Raw genomic sequence first — 16561 nt, forward strand, 5'->3', positions numbered from 1 at the left:
CCGGTCATTTCGCTCTCTCGCTCGAAGCAAAAAGCGCTTCAAGGTCGAGAGCTCCAATGCCCTGCGATTCTGAACGAGCCGCATCCGCTTTTAAATTAAATACAAAAAAGCTCGTCTCTAGGCAATTCTGCCTAGGGACGAGCTTGTATATACCCGCGGTTCCACCCTAGTTGATGCACATTTCACGCATCCACTTTCATCACGTATTGCTCGAGACTGCCGTTTCCTTGCGGCTTCAGGCTTTCACTATCCCTGAATCGCTTTTGTGCAAGTACTTATAAGTCCGTCATCGCTACTTATATTAATAATAATGAACATATTCTAACACGTTCTTTTTTAAATCACAATAGAGGAACGCGTCTATCTATGATAGAGTCTCGCCTATTTTTTCGTTATTTATTCCGTAATTTTCTTTAATGTGCTTAATTGCTTCACGTTTGCTTAACGGAGCGAGTTCGTTGTTCTGCACGTATTCCCATACGACATCTGCCTTTGTTTTTGCATATTCACGAAGAACCCAGCCGATTGCTTTTTGAATAAAAAATTCTTTTGAGGTATGGAGTTGTCCAATAATCCAGAAAAGAAGTTCTTCGTCCATTTTTTGTTTGTATTTTAGCTGGAATAAAATTGCAGCGCGTTGTAACCATATGTTGTCTGATGCAATCCATTTTGGAATATAGGCAGAAATTAATTCTGGATGTTTTAAAAAGATACCACCTAAAAATGTAGGGACGATGCTATCAACAGAATCCCACCAAGATTTCGTGACAATAAGTTCTTCTAAAAATGGGATATGAGTTTCGTTTATATGCTTTTTATATTTTTGCATGATATCGAGTGCAGCAGCTTGAAATTCTCGTTCTGGTAAGTCCCAAAGTTCACGCACAATAATTTGAAAGTCTTTTTGATCTGGGAGAGTATGTATTTGAATGACGTCTTTTAATAATTGTCGTCTTTCAGGTGTTTGAATGCCGAGAAATGGAAAGTGATTTTTCATATAACGTGCCATAGGCTCTGCTTTTTCAGGATTTTGATGAGCTGTGAAATGCTCTTGTAATGCTTTTACAAATGGATGCATAAGGGTGTTCTCCTCTCTTATTATATTTCTCATATTATTATACAAAGAGTTTGGGTGAATTTTAAAACATAACTTGCAATGTAATGAAATATGTTGAGAGTAGAGAGGAGAGGATAAGATGGAAGATCAAAGCGTACTAGCAGGTTTCTTTGCTCTTAGTTTTGCGTTTATTCTTGTTATATGTATTTGGGCAATTATTTCGTATTTGTTAACGGCTTTTGCACTTTATACGATGGCGAAAAATGATGGTGCAACTGATGGTGTTCTTGCGTTTATTCCTTTTTTGAATAGTAAGACGTGGGGGGACTTAGCGAAGGATAAATTACCGGATTTCTTGAAAGGAGAAGCAGGATGGAAAGTATTCGGCATATATGTCGCATGTTTCATTTTTAATTTCGTACCGATTATAAGTTTACTAGCAACGGCTGTATCGATTGTGCTGTCTATTTATCTCATCTACGCTATTTTAGACAGATACGGAACGAACTCTATATTATTTACGGTTATTCATGTAATCACATTTTCAGTTTTCTTGCCGATTCATCTATTCATCATTCGAAATGAGCCGGTGAGGTATAACGAGTAAATATAGGGGAAGCTGTTTCGGAGATGTTTTGGAACAGCTTCTTGCAACTATTGTCGCATCTTGTCGGTAAAATTTGAAAAATCGTTAATATAACTTCATTTACCAAAAAAAGGGCTGTCCTATTTGACAGCCCTTTTCTACTACATAAGGTAGCGTAAATAAATATAAATATGAGAAATGATTAATGAAACAATCATAATTGGGAAGCCGACTTTAAGGAATTCCATGTAGCTAAATTTATGTCCCTCACGACTTGCGATACCTGCAACGATTACGTTAGCAGAAGCCCCGATTAATGTTCCGTTTCCACCTAAGCAAGCACCTAATGCTAATGCCCACCATAGTACGTCGATTTGTGCGTCAGAAGGTGATAAACCTAGCCCAACTGCCATATCGTTAATAAGTGGGATCATTGTTGCAACGAATGGAATGTTATCGATTGTTGCAGAGGCGATACCAGATACCCATAGAATCAGGATAGATGCTTGAGAAATATCTCCGCCTGTTATGCCAATTACTTTTTGAGCTAACGTTTTGATAAGACCGATATCGATAAGTCCTCCAACGAGTACGAATAGTCCCGCGAAGAAGAAGATTGTTACCCATTCTACGCTAGCGAATACTTCTTCAATTTCATGTTCTTTCACACCGATTAACATAAGGACAGTAGCACCAGTTAAGGCGATGATAGCTGCATCAATATGGAAGATGGAATGAGTCATGAAACCTAAAATCGTAAGTCCAAGTACTGTTAAAGATTTTTTCATTAATACTGGATCTTTAATGTATTGTTTTTCATCTAAGCTCATTAACTTTTTAATTTGTACAGGATCAGCAATTAATTGCTTACGGTACATGAAGTAAAGCATTGCCGCTGTTACTGCAATGATAATAATTACGATTGGTGCTAAGTTCAGTAAGAAAGCATTGAAATCTAAATGCTTATTCGCAGAACCGATCATAATGTTAGGTGGATCACCAATTAAAGTTGCTGTTCCTCCGATGTTTGAAAAAATAATTTCAGAAAGTAAATATGGAACAGGATTTACTTGCAAGATGCGCGTAATAGATAAAGTAACTGGGACAACAAGAAGTACAGTTGTAACGTTATCTAAAAATGCGGAGCCAAGTGCAGTAAGTAAGGAAAGTGAAATTAAAATTTTAATTGGATTTCCTTGTGCTCCTTTTGCTGCTTTAATGGCAACGTATTGGAAAACACCTGATTTACTCGTAATGTTCACCAAAATCATCATACCGATGAGTAATGTAATTGTTCCCCATTCAATATGTTTCGTAAAGGCGTTGTGTAAATCAACGACCCCTACAATTACCATAAGTGCTGCACCAAGAAGTGCGATGACAGCGCGATTAATTTTTTCAGAAATAATAATGGCATATGTAATTAAAAAGACTGCGATAGCAAAATAATACTGCCAGTTTGCGAGCTCTTGCGTTGTTTCGTGCAAAACTCTCATCTCCTTTCGTTTACTTTTCTTAGTGTTTCAAAAATGTTCTCAAAGAAACACACATAACGTCATTATAAAGTAGAAAAATGGAAGATGTAAATGAGAGGGGGTATTTTGTCATATTTTCTGCATAGGTCATTTTTTCTTATTTTTAAAAATATTTGTGGGTATTTGACATATATATAAGATACATCCAATCTGAATATTTAAAATGGAATCAGCATTCGAGCTTGTTCGTGTAGGAGTGTCAAATAGAAAGGAATGACAAAATGATAAGGAAGGGATCGTATGGATGAACAACGATTTTTGTTTTTAGATTTTGAGTTTACGATGCCCCAGCATAGAAAGAAACCAAAAGGATTTTTCCCAGAGATTATTGAGGTAGGACTTGTTTCAGTTGTTGGTTGTAAAATAGAAGATACGTATTCGTCACATGTCAGGCCGAAAACATTTCCTTCTTTAACAGATCGATGTAAAAAATTTTTAGGTATTAAGCAAGAAGTAGTGGATAAAGGAATTTCTTTTCTTGAGCTTGTTGAGAAGCTTGCAGAATATGAAAAGGAATGTAAACTGACAATTGTAACGTGGGGAAATATGGATATGAAAGTGCTGAAACAGAATTGCGAAATGGCGGGAGTAGCCTTTCCGTTCTTCGGACAGTGTCGTGATTTATCGCTTGAGTATAAGAAGTTTTTTGGAGAAAGAAATCAAACAGGGTTATGGAAAGCAATTGAGGCGTATGGAAAAGCAGGGACAGGGAAACATCATTGTGCGCTTGATGATGCGATGACGACGTATAATATTTTTAAATTAGTAGAAAAAGATAAAGAGTATTTAGTGAAACCAGCACCTCCAACATTAGGAGAACTCGTTGATTTTTCAAAAGTGTTAAAGAAAGTAAGTACACAGTAACGACCAAATTGCACAACATGTAATTTGGTCGTTTTGTTTTTTTACAGCTTATAATCTTTTTTTAACTGCAGAAGCGTTTCTAAACTACGCTGCGCAAAAGGTGAATCATCTTCAGAAAATGAATTCATTTGAGTTTCTAGTGCTAATTTGAGTGATTCTGTATAATCTGGGAACTCCCCGTCATACTTTTTCACCATTTGCTCTGGAATGTTCGTTTGTTCACGAAAAGCTAAAGCGCGTCTTTCGTGGAAAAAAGGTACGTCAGCTTGTTTTACGTTATGTAGGTCACCTTGCACCGGATGTTTTACAACAGCTAGTACTTTTACGACATAACTGCCAGGACGGCTATTTGTAATTTCCCCGATGTATTTTCCTGTTTTATAAATACCAGTAACGATTTCACCAATTTCAAATGTTTCTCTCATATTTTTCACCTCAAGTTTATAGTAAGGAAAGAATGAGAAGGAGTCAAAGAAATGATTCACTTTCGGAATATCCTTGAGAATATGAATCAGTTCCACTATAATTTTATATGATATAACAGAAAATTCTGATGTTTTATAAATCCCCTAATGAGGAGTGTTCTATATGATGCCTTTATATTTTCCTGAAGATAAAACAGAATATATTATTCCAGGGATTGTTTGCGTTCTATTTATCGTCGGTGCGGTTGCCACGTGGCGTATGTTTATTCGTGTATCGAAACGAGAAGCAGAGCGATTGCAGAAAGTAGAAGAAAAGCTTTTAGCTGAAAAGAAACAGTAATTCATTTTTGTATGTTTCCCTCTATGCTCGGACAATCTAAGGGCAGAAAGTATTTTGGAGGGAATAGAATGAAAAGACGGCTTTTTTTCAGTTGTTGTTTATTATTTCTGATGGCGGGTTGTGACCAAGGAAAGCCGAAAGAAATTGACGTAAAATTACATAATGCTTCAGGAGATGAAGTGGCAACTGCGAAAGTAGTGGAGCAAACAAGTGGAGTGAAAATTACGATTAAAGGGGAAGGCTTTGCACCAGGTCCGCATGGCATACATGTACATGAAATTGGAGAATGTAAAGCACCTCGTTTCGAATCATCCGGGAATCATTTTAATCCAGATAATAAAAAGCATGGGCTACTCAATCCGAAGGGTGCAGAAAATGGTGATTTACCGAACGTAATTGCAGACGGTACTGGAAAGATTAAAGCAGAAATCGATGCACCGCGCATAACGCTTAAAGAAGGAAAAACGACGATCCATAGAAAAGACGGTGCGTCTATTATTATTACAGAAAATCCTGATGATGGCATGACACAGCCAACAGGAAAATCAGGTGATCGAATTGCTTGTGGTGTGATTGTGAAAAAAGCATCGGATATGAAGAAAAAGTAGAAGCTACCGTGCTGGTAGCTTTTTGTTAAACGCCGATAGTGGCAACTATAAATACAAGGAGGTTGTCCTAAAAAATAGGATAACCTCTTTTACTATTATGAAAATGTATGGCGCAGTCTGTTTAAAATTTCTTCTAAAACAGATCTTGGGCAACCGATGTTAATTCGAATATGTTCTTCTCCGCCTAATCCGTACTTCTCACCAGGTTCAACGATTAGTTTTCCTTTTTCCTCAAGTAATGTAGTGCGCTCATGTTGAGAGAGGTTTAGGCGAGAGCAATCAATCCATAATAAAAAGCTACCTTCTGGCTTTGTAACAGAAAGAGTAGGTATGTGCGTTTTAATGTATTCACATGCAAAACGAGCATTCTCTTCTACATATAAACGGATTTCACTTAGCCAATCATTACATTCTGTATAGGCGCTTTGCATCGCGGTATAAGCAAATATATTTAACCCATGGAACCCTTGTCTATATTGAATAGAAGTAAAGGTATTACGCAGTTTTTCATTCGGAATAATAATGATAGATGCTTGTAATCCAGCTATATTAAATGTTTTGCTTGGAGCCATACAAGTAACGGTGCGTGCTGCTAATTCTTCAGATAAAGAAGCAAATGGTGTATGCGTACGCTCTCCGTAAATAATATCGGCATGAATTTCATCTGAGATAACAATTACATTATATTTTGTACATAACGCTCCGAGTTTCGTTAGCTCGTCTTCCGTCCAAACGCGTCCGATAGGATTGTGAGGACTACAAAGAAGCATTAGTTTGGTCCCTTGTTGAAATTGTTTTTCTAAATGATCGAAGTCTATCATATATGCGCCATCTTGTTTATATAATGGGCTCACGCATAATTGTCTGTTGTTTGTTGTAACCATTTCGAAAAATGGCGGATAAATAGGTGGTTGTACAAGAACGGGTTCGTTTTTCTTTGTGAAAGCTTGTATGCTCGTACTAAGAGCTGGAACGATCCCTGCACTAAAGACAATCCATTCTTTTTGAATATCCCAGTTGTATTGTTTCTTTGCCCAATTACAAATAATATCCCCAATATGTTCAGGTGGAAGTGTATAGCCGAAAATAGGATGTTCGATACGTTTCTTTAAAGCAGTTTGAATGGGTTTTGGTACTTCAAAATCCATATCAGCAATCCAAGCATGAAGAAGTTCTTCGTTTTTATAAGTATCCCATTTTGTGCTATGTGTTCCGCGCCGATTTACTGTTTTATGAAATAGTTGCATATGTTTGCCCCTTTCTTCTGTAAAACCATTAAGTTATGAAAATTCTGTCTCTTCTTATAGAATAGCTGATGTGATAGGATAAAGAAAAGTATTAAAAAGTGAAAAGGCGGGAAGCGAATGGGTACATATGAAAAGATGATAGAGGTTGTGAAGAATTGGGATCCGTTTCAAATGGGGCCGGAGTTTTATGAAACAGAAGCAAGCGATGTTGTGAACGTTGTAAGTGTGTTTGACGATTCAAAATACATCGCAAAAAAGATTCAACATATATACTTTATGTCTTTTGAAGAAGTACCTGCGCTTGAAAAATGTGAGAAGTTAGCTGTGGAGTTACTTGTAATAAAAGAAGGCGGAAGTTGTTCATTATAGGCTGTCGGAGTTTCCGACAGCCTTTTATATTATTGCGCGGAAAAGGCAATGATTTCTTCATAAACATGTTCAGGTTTTTCTTCAGGTAGTAAATGCCCTGTATTTTCGTAAGAAATAAATTTCGAATTCGGTAAATCTTTGTGTAGACGATGACCTACATGTACAGGGACAACGCGATCTTTTTCACCCCAAATGAGTAATGTGGGGGTTGTGATTTTTTGTAACTCAGTTGACGAGAGATCACCTTCACGGTCTCGTATCATGCGAGTTAAAGCGGGGAATATACGGTTGTCATAAAAAGGGGCGGAATAACCTTCCTTCATTTCATCGTCAATTAATGAGTGATCATGAACGACATTCATTAAATTGTGAACAATACCGCGCCTTATAATCCAGTTCTTTACGTATAAATGAAAGAACGGTAAATAAGAAGAATACAGTAAAGGTAGGGCTGCGCGTGCTAAATAGCTAGAGCTGCATAGTAAAATCGTCTTTGAGATTAGTTCAGGACGTATACGGTTTACATAGAGAGAAATTTGTCCACCCATAGAATGGCCGATTAACACAATATTTGAGAGAGATAAATGTTCAATTAAATCGATAATAATCGTTGCTAAATTGTGATAAGAATACTTAAAGAGATGAGACTTATCACTTTTTCCGAACGGTGGTAAATCAAGAGCTAGTACTGTGCCTGCTTTCGATAGTAAAGGAATGAGACGGCGGTAACTGAATGAGGAAGATAAAAAGCCGTGAACGAGTACGAAAGTAGGGCGTTCCATTTTGTTGTTATGTTCATACAATTCGTAATGAATAGTAGTGCCGCGAGTGGAAAAAGTGAAATAAGGGCAAGTATATTCATGATTCATTTTTTGTCACTCCATTGATTTTTGTTCATATCATCTCCAAGCAACAAAAAAATATGTTAACAAAAAAAGGCATTGTCCAAAAGTTAACCTTTTAATTAAGAGAGCGATAGTAAATGGAATATATCGAACACAATTCACATTATATCGACGCAAAATCAAATATATCGAACACAACTTGAAATATATCGACGTTTCGACAAGGAATATCGACTTAACGACAAAACATGACAAATCTATAGATAAAAATAGAGGACCGTCCCAAAATATTTTTGGAACGGTCCTTTATTTTTATCCGCGAACAATATTAGGCGGTGTTTTTCCTTGTAATCCTGCAACTAAATTTTCAGCTGCTGTCATGGCCATCTGTTGTCGAGTTTTTAATGTTGCAGATCCGATGTGTGGTAAAGTTACAACATTTTGTAATGATAAGAGTGGATTATCTTTTTGAACCGGCTCTTGTGTAAAAGTATCAATGCCTGCTGCAAAGATTTTCTTTTCTGTTAACGCATGGATTAACGCTGCTTCATCTACTGTTTTCCCGCGAGAAGCATTAATAAAGATTGCGGTCTCTTTCATTAATGAAAATTCTTTTTCTCCGATAAGATGATATGTTTCATCTGTTAATGGAGTAAGAAGAACGATAAAGTCAGATTGCTTGAGTAATGTCTGTAAATCGCAATATGTAGCATCAAATTTCTGTTCAGCCTCTTCTTTACGGCGGCGGTTATAGTAAAGAACGTTCATATCAAATCCGAATTTTGCTCGTTTTGCAACGGCTTCTCCAATTCGTCCCATTCCGATAATACCGATTGTACTATGGTGTACATCTAGTCCGAAGTGTTCTTTTCCGATTTCAGCATTCCATTCACCATTTTTTACATAGGAATCGAGTTCGCAAACACGACGCCCAGCAGATAACATAAGAGCGAAAACGAGGTCAGCTACTGTATCATCTAGTACGTATGGTGTATTCGTTCCGATGACATTTCGCTTTTCCATCGCTTGTAAATCAAAATTGTCGTAACCAACAGAAATATTGCTCACGACTTTTAAGTTAGGAGCTGCAACTAACAATTTTTCATTAATAGCAGATCCGAAATTTAACAACCCGTCTTTATCTTGTATTTTCTCCAATAGAACATCACGAGGTACTTTCTCATTTTGCTCCCATTTTTCGTAATCACAGTGTTCTGATAAATAGTTTTCTACAAATGTTGGAACTGGTTCGGCAATATATACTTTTGGTTTCATGGTTCCATCCCCTTTCACTTTTATCCCGCGTTAACTGCCCGTAAAGGCCCGATTGGTGTGGGCTAATAATCAGCGGGGTGAACCATTCCGCTGATTAAAGTTTCACTTTATTTTGACATAATTCTCTAAAAAAATCTTCTTTTCAAACTGGAAAAAGTATTTGTATAATTTAGACAGAAACGAAAAGGAAGGATGAGTTGTATGGTGACAGAAAAAGAATTAGAAGTATTAGCTTGTCTTGAAAAGAATAGTCGTTTATCTGTAGATACATTAGCGAAGCTGTTAAATATAGAAGTAGAAGAAGTAAAGAAAATGGTTGCGAAATTAGAAAGTGAAAAGATTATCGTGGATTATGTAACGCATATCGATTGGACAAAGGTGAAAGAGCATACTGGTTTAACGGCGATGATTGATGTGAAAGTTACGCCAAAGCGCGGCGTTGGATTTGATGCAGTTGCTGAACAAATTTATCGCTATTCAGAAGTGAAATCCGTGTATTTAATGTCAGGGACATATGATCTTTCTATCACACTAGAAGGGAAGACGATGGGAGAAGTAGCGATGTTTGTTTCTGAGAAATTAGCAACAATTGAATCTGTCGTTTCTACGACAACACATTTTATTTTGAAGAAGTATAAACATGAAGGAATTGTTTACGAAAAAGACGATGATGATAAGAGAATTGTGGTGACACCATGAAGCAATTTGAACTATCTAGAACAGCAGAATCTTTACAACCATCAGGGATTCGAAAGTTTTTCGATTTAGCAACAAATATGAAAGGGGTTATTTCTCTTGGAGTAGGAGAGCCCGACTTTGTTACACCTTGGAATGTAAGGCAAGCATGTATTCGTTCTTTAGAACAAGGATATACGTCATATACAGCAAATGCAGGATTATTGGAGCTCCGTCAAGAAATAGCAAAGTATCTAAAAAAACAATTTGCAGTATCTTATGATCCGAATGAAGAAATCATTGTTACAGTTGGAGCGAGCCAGGCGTTAGATGTAGCGATGCGCGCCATTATAAATCCTGATGATGAAGTACTCATCGTTGAACCAAGCTTCGTTTCATATGCGCCGCTTGTGACATTAGCTGGAGGAGTGCCAGTTCCTCTGGCGACTACTTTAGAAAACGAGTTTAAAGTGCAACCAGAACAAATTGAAGCAGCTATTACAGCGAAAACAAAGGCAATTTTACTTTGTTCACCAAATAACCCAACAGGTGCAATGTTAAATAAATCCGAACTGGAAGAACTAGCAGTAATTGTGGAGAAGTACAATTTAATCGTATTATCGGATGAAATTTATGCAGAGCTTGTATATGACGAAGTGTATACGAGTTTCGCGAGCATTCAAAATATGCGTGAACATACGATTTTAATTTCAGGATTTTCAAAAGGATTTGCGATGACAGGATGGCGCCTCGGTATGATTGCAGCTCCTGTTCAATTTTCAGAATTGATGCTCAAAATCCATCAATATTCCATGATGTGTGCACCAACGATGTCCCAGTTCGCAGCACTTGAAGCGTTATGCGGGGGGAACGATGAAGTAGTTCGGATGAGAGATAGCTATAAGAAGCGTCGTAATTTTATGACGACATCTTTCAATGAAATGGGCTTAACATGTCATGTGCCAGGAGGAGCATTTTATGTCTTTCCTTCTGTCGCTTCAACTGGACTATCTTCAGCGGAATTTGCAGAGCAGTTGTTGCTAGAAGAAAAAGTGGCTGTTGTTCCTGGAAGTGTATTTGGCGAAAGTGGTGAAGGATTTATTCGTTGTTCGTATGCGACATCGCTTGAACAACTTATGGAAGCAATGAAGAGAATGGAACGCTTCATAGAGAATAAAAAAAGGACAAAACACAATACGTTTTGTCCATAAAAGGGGGGGAATACTAGAAAGCCATGTGTTAGTATTCTATCCCAATATTGGAGAATTATACTTATCTAAGGAAATTTTTTCATGAATTTTGAATGAGTTCTGTCATAGTGGTATAATTTACTAATATAAGGTATGCGTATCCCGAATAGCCTCACTTAGGGTACGTACTAACCAATCGGATATTTAACAATAAATACATCTGCTTTGCTATTTACAATTGTAGAGAAAATGGTAAACGTATGGGAGTGTTTCATATGTCAGAACAATATACAACAGGAGTGGTTGTAACAGGGAAAGTGACTGGAATTCAAGATTACGGTGCATTTGTAGCGTTAGATGCAGAAACACAAGGACTTGTGCATATATCTGAAATTACAAATGGATATGTAAAGGATATTCACGACTTTTTAAAAGTCGGCGATACAGTAGAAGTAAAAGTACTTTCAATTGATGAAGAACACAGAAAAATGAGTTTATCGTTAAAGGCGGCAAAAAGAAAACAAGGACGGATCCTTATACCGAATCCATCAGAAAACGGATTTAATACGCTGCGAGAAAAGTTGGCAGAATGGATTGAAGAGTCGGAGTTAACAAAGTAAAAGAGGAGCGCATATGAGCGTTCCTCTTTTACTTTATATTATGATATATATTTGCAAATATGATTGCATGCAATCATATTTGTATGTCGGGGGTGAAATAAAGACATACTGACTAGCGAATTTCGTTAGTTTCTGGGTGAGTACCAAGGTTTTCGGATGGCTTAAAGAGTAAACCGAGATTGATAAGCCCAGAAATACCAACGATGCCGTAAATAATACGTGCGAGAGCTGAGTTTTGTCCACCGAAAATGGCTGCTACTAAGTCAAACTGGAAGAATCCGATTAGTCCCCAGTTCACAGCGCCAATAACAGTAAAGACTAATGCGATACGTTGCAATGTACTCATGAAAAAGCCCCCCTTAGTTGTGAAGCATGAGCAAGAGATGAGTTAATTAACTCTTTTATAGAATGATGTATTTACGTTGTTTTTATACATAAAAAATGTACAAAAAAGATGTATATACATCTGTACCGAAAAATGCGAATTTTTATGCGAAAAATGAACTTTTTCTAAAAAATATATAATGGTTACGTTTACAATTGTTGAATCGCTTGATTTACAACTTCAGTTTGCGCTAAAGTGAATACAGAAATACATATACATAATTGGAGGGAAAAAGATGAGTACACATGTAACGTTCGACTATTCTAAAGCGTTATCCTTCATCGGTGAACATGAAATAACTTACTTACGTGATGCAGTGAAAGTATCACACCACGCAATCCACGAAAAAACAGGGGTTGGGAACGATTTCCTTGGGTGGGTAGAGCTTCCGCTTCAATATGACAAAGAAGAATTTGCACGCATTCAAAAATGCGCAGAGAAAATTAAAAATGACTCTGACATTTTACTTGTTGTAGGTATCGGTGGTTCCTACTTAGGAGCACGTGCAGCAATCGAAATGTTAAACCATTCTTTCTACAACACACTTTCTAAAGAACAACGTAAAACTCCACAAGTGCTATTTGTTGGACAAAACATTAGCTCCACTTACATGAAAGATTTAATGGATGTATTAGAAGGTAAAGACTTCTCTATTAACGTTATTTCCAAATCAGGTACAACAACAGAGCCTGCAATTGCATTCCGTATTTTCCGTAAGTTATTAGAAGAGAAATATGGACAAGAAGAAGCTCGCAAACGTATTTATGCAACTACAGATAAAGCACGTGGTGCATTAAAAACATTAGCTGATAATGAAGGTTACGAAACATTCGTTATTCCAGATGATGTTGGAGGTCGTTTCTCTGTATTAACGCCAGTTGGTCTATTACCAATTGCAGTAAGTGGCTTAAACATTGAAGAGATGATGAAAGGTGCTGCTGCTGGTCATGATGACTTCGCGACGTCAGAACTGGAAGAAAACCCAGCTTACCAATACGCAGTAGTTCGTAATGCTCTATACAATAAAGGGAAAACAATTGAAATGCTTGTGAACTATGAGCCTGCACTTCAATACTTCTCTGAGTGGTGGAAACAGTTATTTGGTGAGAGTGAAGGAAAAGATCAAAAAGGTATTTTCCCATCTTCAGCAAACTTCTCAACTGATTTACACTCATTAGGTCAATATATTCAAGAAGGTCGTCGTGACTTATTCGAAACAGTTCTTAAAGTAGGTAAATCTACACACGAACTAAAAATCGAATTAGATGACAACGATTTAGATGGATTAAACTACCTTGCTGGTGAAACTGTAGACTTCGTAAACACAAAAGCATACGAAGGTACATTACTTGCACATAGCGATGGCGGAGTACCAAACTTAATCGTAAACATCCCTGAATTAAATGAATACACATTCGGTTACCTTGTATACTTCTTCGAAAAAGCATGTGCGATGAGCGGCTACTTACTAGGCGTAAATCCATTTGACCAACCAGGAGTAGAAGCATACAAGAAAAACATGTTTGCTTTACTTGGTAAACCAGGATTTGAAGAATTAAAAGCAGAATTAGAAGAGCGTTTAAAATAATAAAAAGCGACCGGAAATCCGGTCGCTTTTTATTATTTTACCGAAAAGTACATCGGTATATTAAAACTGGAATGGGTATGCTAAAGGAAAAGTCTAGGAGGGATGGGCTTGATTCCGATTCAATCAAAGTTAGAGGGACGTACATATGCGTTATATAAGTTAGAAGAAGTTATGAAACCACTTGGGTATAGTATCGGTGGCAATTGGGATTACGATAAAGGGTGCTTTGATTATAAAATTGATGCAGAAGATGGGTATCAATTTTTACGAGTACCATTTACAGCAGTGGATGGAGAATTAGATGTACCTGGTGTAATAGTCCGTCTTGAAACGCCGTATATTCTTTCGCACGTGTATCAAGACGAACTAGATGATAATGTGAATGCATTAACAGCTGGAACGAGTGGCTTTGATCAATTTGCTGAGCCGAAAGATGAAGATGGAGATGTGAAAAGAAAGTATATCGAAATTGGGAAAGTGCTCATGCAGGAACTAGAGCGTCATTTTTTTAATGGCGAATAACAATGAGTATGTCGCTTTCGATAAGAATGAAGGAACGAACGGGATTAATCATATATTGTTCATCACGTTTTATGCCTAGTAAGAGAATGTTTTGCTTTAAAAGAGTATAGCTACAATTTGCAAAAGTTTGTCCGGTGCAGGATTGAGAAAGCTCCATCAGTTGTAATTTGTTATCAGAGATTTCATCGTAAAGTGAGAAGAGTACACCTGAAATGGAAGGGAATAAAAGAGATGCGGTAAATACATAGCTCGTTAATTTATTTCCTTCTATAATTTCTGACGCGCCAGCTCTCATGGCATTTTGGATTTGCTCCGAAGTAAGAAGCTCGGCGATGCAGTGAATGTTTGGATTCAGTCCTTTTGCAGTTAAAATATTTAAAATGGACTCTGTATCCGCTAAGCTTTCGTTCTTTTCTTTATCAGCTGTTATTAGTATGGTGTGAGCGGTTGTGATATTAGCTTTTAATAAAGTTTGGTCGTGATGTGGACAACCTTTTATAAACTCTAAATGATGAAATGGCTTTGGGAGTAAAGAAAGTGTTTTATCAATTAAAACGATATCAAGGTTTGGTTGTAATATGTGCATTTGTTTTACAACATGTTTTGCACGCTCATTCCAGCCCACGATAATCATATGACCGTTAGCTGTTGCAGCTTCTTCTCCTTTTATTTTCATATATTGTTTATTAATCATGTCGGTAGCGAATAGAACCATATAATAAGAACAAAATCCAGTTCCTAATAAAATAATGCCTATACCAATCAGCTTGCCTATTGTTGTATGTGGGGCAAAATCACCGTATCCAACTGTGAAAATAGTAACGATTGACCACCAAATTCCGTCAAACCACGTGGTGAAGTGTGAGGGCTCTAACCTATGTATAAGAAAGCCAGAAAAAGCAGTAAGTACAATAATAAAACAAATTAAACGAAAAATAATGGAATCACGAAATGTATCTACTAAATTTGGACGGGATCTCAATTTCCTATTCCTCCTTACTTTGCAGGGCTACATTCATTGTTACCATTATAGAAAAAAGAAAAACTCTCTAATTAAAAAGAGAGTTTGTTTCATATTACATACTTTCTACTTCAGTTTGTTGGACACTTTCAAGATGCTGAAGAGCATAATAAACATCAGCAGTATGCCGTTTTTGATCGATAGATAATTTAAGGTGTAAATAGTGGGCGCCATTTTCTAATGTTTTGAGCTTCATATTCTTAACTTTTATATCCATTTCTTTTATCTCTTCAATTACAATTGGGATATTGTCCATCTCGCGCACAACAAGTTTCACTGCGATATCACGTTGACGAAATGATCTAGGGCCTATAAATTTCATCGTTAATGGTATAAGTTCTACACTTATCATAAGGAAACACATTCCGAAAGTAGCCTCGATATAGAAACCAGCTCCAACGGCAATACCAATACCAGAAGCACCCCAAATCATAGCGGCAGTTGTTAGTCCCGCAATACTATCATTTCCTCTTCGTAAAATAACGCCGGCACCTAAAAAGCCGATTCCTGATACAATTTGAGCGGCGAGTCGAAGTGGATCCATATTCATATGATCGGTATGAGGTAAGTTGTAAGCTGCTTTAATAGAAACAATTGTCAGGAGGCAACTAATTATAGAAATAACTAAACAGGTTTTTAAACCGAGTGGTTTCCGTTTTAATTCACGTTCTAAACCGATGGCGAATCCTAAAATAGCTGAGAGACCTAGTTTGAGTAATAAATCGGCGTAGTCCATATATATTCCTCCTTGTATGATATAGGGATAAAACATTTATATAGAAAGAAACGTTTTGGGATAAGAGTAACTTTATATAGAATATATGTAGGAATTACTTATACATGAAAGAGATATTTCGTTTAAGTATATGATATTAAAAAAGAAATGTGGGTGGTTTTTAAAAAAGTTTATAAAAGGTGTTGCATTTCATTTTTCGCCATGATATATTAATAACCGTCGCTGATGCGGAAACGCAGAAAACGACAAAAAAGAAATTAAAAAACTTAGTTGACATCGAAAAACGAAGATGTTAACATAAGGAAGTCGCAAATGAGCGACCAAGTAGTTCTTTGAAAACTGAACGAAACAAACAACGTGAAACGTCAATTTTTATTTTTAGATGCTAGACAAACTAACTTTATTGGAGAGTTTGATCCTGGCTCAGGATGAACGCTGGCGGCGTGCCTAATACATGCAAGTCGAGCGAATGGATTAAGAGCTTGCTCTTATGAAGTTAGCGGCGGACGGGTGAGTAACACGTGGGTAACCTGCCCATAAGACTGGGATAACTCCGGGAAACCGGGGCTAATACCGGATAACATTTTGAACTGCATGGTTCGAAATTGAAAGGCGGCTTCGGCTGTCACTTATGGATGGACCCGCGTCGCATTAGCTAGTTGGTGAGGTAACG

At 37.1% G+C, this 16561-nt stretch carries 19 protein-coding genes and 1 rRNA gene; 11 read left to right on the forward strand and 9 right to left on the reverse strand.

All coding sequences use genetic code 11. From position 1 onward, the window contains the following. Positions 1–364: 364 nt before the first annotated feature. Positions 365–1078 carry a DNA alkylation repair protein gene (locus tag MR065_RS25410; RefSeq protein ID WP_242215500.1) on the reverse strand — a complete coding sequence of 238 codons (714 nt, stop codon included), beginning with the start codon at positions 1076–1078 and terminating at the stop codon, positions 365–367. A 118-nt stretch (positions 1079–1196) separates the two neighbouring features. Here MR065_RS25410 and MR065_RS25415 point away from each other — a divergent pair, with 118 nt between their 5' ends. Further along, complete coding sequence (locus MR065_RS25415) at positions 1197–1664, forward strand: hypothetical protein (RefSeq protein WP_242215502.1); 468 nt, start codon at positions 1197–1199, stop codon at positions 1662–1664. 140 nt (positions 1665–1804) lie between these two features. Here the strand turns inward: MR065_RS25415 and MR065_RS25420 are convergent, their stop codons facing one another. Continuing rightward, on the reverse strand, positions 1805–3130 hold the full coding sequence (locus tag MR065_RS25420) for an ArsB/NhaD family transporter (RefSeq protein ID WP_242215504.1): 1326 nt from the start codon (positions 3128–3130) through the stop codon (positions 1805–1807). Between the two features lie 288 nt (positions 3131–3418). Between MR065_RS25420 and kapD the strand changes: the two genes are divergently transcribed. After that, positions 3419–4042 carry a 3'-5' exonuclease KapD gene (gene kapD, locus MR065_RS25425; RefSeq protein ID WP_242215505.1) on the forward strand — a complete coding sequence of 208 codons (624 nt, stop codon included), beginning with the start codon at positions 3419–3421 and terminating at the stop codon, positions 4040–4042. A gap of 41 nt (positions 4043–4083) precedes the next feature. Here the strand turns inward: kapD and kapB are convergent, their stop codons facing one another. Further along, entirely contained in the window at positions 4084–4467 is a 384-nt protein-coding gene (gene kapB / locus MR065_RS25430; RefSeq protein WP_242215507.1) for a kinase-associated lipoprotein KapB, read from the reverse strand. A gap of 163 nt (positions 4468–4630) precedes the next feature. Here kapB and MR065_RS25435 point away from each other — a divergent pair, with 163 nt between their 5' ends. Further along, positions 4631–4807 carry a hypothetical protein gene (locus tag MR065_RS25435; protein WP_000982769.1) on the forward strand — a complete coding sequence of 59 codons (177 nt, stop codon included), beginning with the start codon at positions 4631–4633 and terminating at the stop codon, positions 4805–4807. A 68-nt stretch (positions 4808–4875) separates the two neighbouring features. Beyond that, positions 4876–5415: a superoxide dismutase family protein gene (locus tag MR065_RS25440; RefSeq protein WP_242215508.1), complete on the forward strand. Its 540-nt coding sequence runs from the start codon at positions 4876–4878 to the stop codon at positions 5413–5415. Positions 5416–5510: 95 nt separating this feature from the next. On the opposite strand, the gene MR065_RS25445 is transcribed toward MR065_RS25440, so the two are convergent. Continuing rightward, on the reverse strand, positions 5511–6662 hold the full coding sequence (locus MR065_RS25445) for a MalY/PatB family protein (RefSeq protein WP_242215510.1): 1152 nt from the start codon (positions 6660–6662) through the stop codon (positions 5511–5513). 117 nt (positions 6663–6779) lie between these two features. On the opposite strand from MR065_RS25445, the gene MR065_RS25450 reads away from it, so the two are divergent. Continuing rightward, entirely contained in the window at positions 6780–7031 is a 252-nt protein-coding gene (locus MR065_RS25450; protein ID WP_000537644.1) for a YugE family protein, read from the forward strand. 29 nt (positions 7032–7060) lie between these two features. On the opposite strand, the gene MR065_RS25455 is transcribed toward MR065_RS25450, so the two are convergent. Continuing rightward, positions 7061–7900, reverse strand: a complete 840-nt coding sequence (locus tag MR065_RS25455; protein WP_242215511.1) for an alpha/beta fold hydrolase — start codon at positions 7898–7900, stop codon at positions 7061–7063. 288 nt (positions 7901–8188) lie between these two features. Beyond that, a complete protein-coding gene (locus tag MR065_RS25460; protein WP_242215513.1) occupies positions 8189–9151 on the reverse strand; it encodes a 2-hydroxyacid dehydrogenase in 963 nt (320 codons plus the stop codon). A gap of 201 nt (positions 9152–9352) precedes the next feature. Between MR065_RS25460 and MR065_RS25465 the strand changes: the two genes are divergently transcribed. From MR065_RS25465 to yugI, 3 genes are all read left to right on the forward strand, one after another. Then, on the forward strand, positions 9353–9850 hold the full coding sequence (locus MR065_RS25465) for an Lrp/AsnC family transcriptional regulator (protein WP_242215514.1): 498 nt from the start codon (positions 9353–9355) through the stop codon (positions 9848–9850). After that, positions 9847–11037: an aminotransferase gene (locus tag MR065_RS25470; RefSeq protein WP_242215515.1), complete on the forward strand. Its 1191-nt coding sequence runs from the start codon at positions 9847–9849 to the stop codon at positions 11035–11037. The genes MR065_RS25465 and MR065_RS25470 overlap by 4 nt, the downstream gene beginning before the upstream one ends. Positions 11038–11291: 254 nt before the next feature. Further along, complete coding sequence (yugI, locus tag MR065_RS25475) at positions 11292–11636, forward strand: S1 domain-containing post-transcriptional regulator GSP13 (protein ID WP_000003764.1); 345 nt, start codon at positions 11292–11294, stop codon at positions 11634–11636. A 112-nt stretch (positions 11637–11748) separates the two neighbouring features. Here yugI and MR065_RS25480 read toward each other — a convergent pair whose 3' ends face one another. Continuing rightward, entirely contained in the window at positions 11749–11982 is a 234-nt protein-coding gene (locus MR065_RS25480) for a DUF378 domain-containing protein (RefSeq protein ID WP_000105788.1), read from the reverse strand. 274 nt (positions 11983–12256) lie between these two features. On the opposite strand from MR065_RS25480, the gene MR065_RS25485 reads away from it, so the two are divergent. Together MR065_RS25485 and MR065_RS25490 are read left to right on the forward strand one after the other, a co-directional pair. Beyond that, complete coding sequence (locus MR065_RS25485) at positions 12257–13609, forward strand: glucose-6-phosphate isomerase (RefSeq protein WP_097904318.1); 1353 nt, start codon at positions 12257–12259, stop codon at positions 13607–13609. Positions 13610–13717: 108 nt separating this feature from the next. Then, a complete protein-coding gene (locus MR065_RS25490; RefSeq protein WP_141557884.1) occupies positions 13718–14131 on the forward strand; it encodes a YugN-like family protein in 414 nt (137 codons plus the stop codon). On the opposite strand, the gene MR065_RS25495 is transcribed toward MR065_RS25490, so the two are convergent. Beyond that, positions 14118–15113 carry an ion channel gene (locus MR065_RS25495; RefSeq protein WP_242215516.1) on the reverse strand — a complete coding sequence of 332 codons (996 nt, stop codon included), beginning with the start codon at positions 15111–15113 and terminating at the stop codon, positions 14118–14120. The genes MR065_RS25490 and MR065_RS25495 overlap by 14 nt on opposite strands. Before the next feature lie 94 nt (positions 15114–15207). Continuing rightward, positions 15208–15888, reverse strand: a complete 681-nt coding sequence (locus tag MR065_RS25500) for an MgtC/SapB family protein (protein ID WP_098268424.1) — start codon at positions 15886–15888, stop codon at positions 15208–15210. A gap of 400 nt (positions 15889–16288) precedes the next feature. Between MR065_RS25500 and MR065_RS25505 the strand changes: the two genes are divergently transcribed. Continuing rightward, positions 16289–16561 (forward strand): 16S ribosomal RNA (locus MR065_RS25505); the annotation flags it as partial.

This window comes from Bacillus cereus group sp. BfR-BA-01383, assembly GCF_022663495.1.
Taxonomy (GTDB): Bacteria; Bacillota; Bacilli; order Bacillales; family Bacillaceae_G; genus Bacillus_A; species Bacillus_A cereus_AU.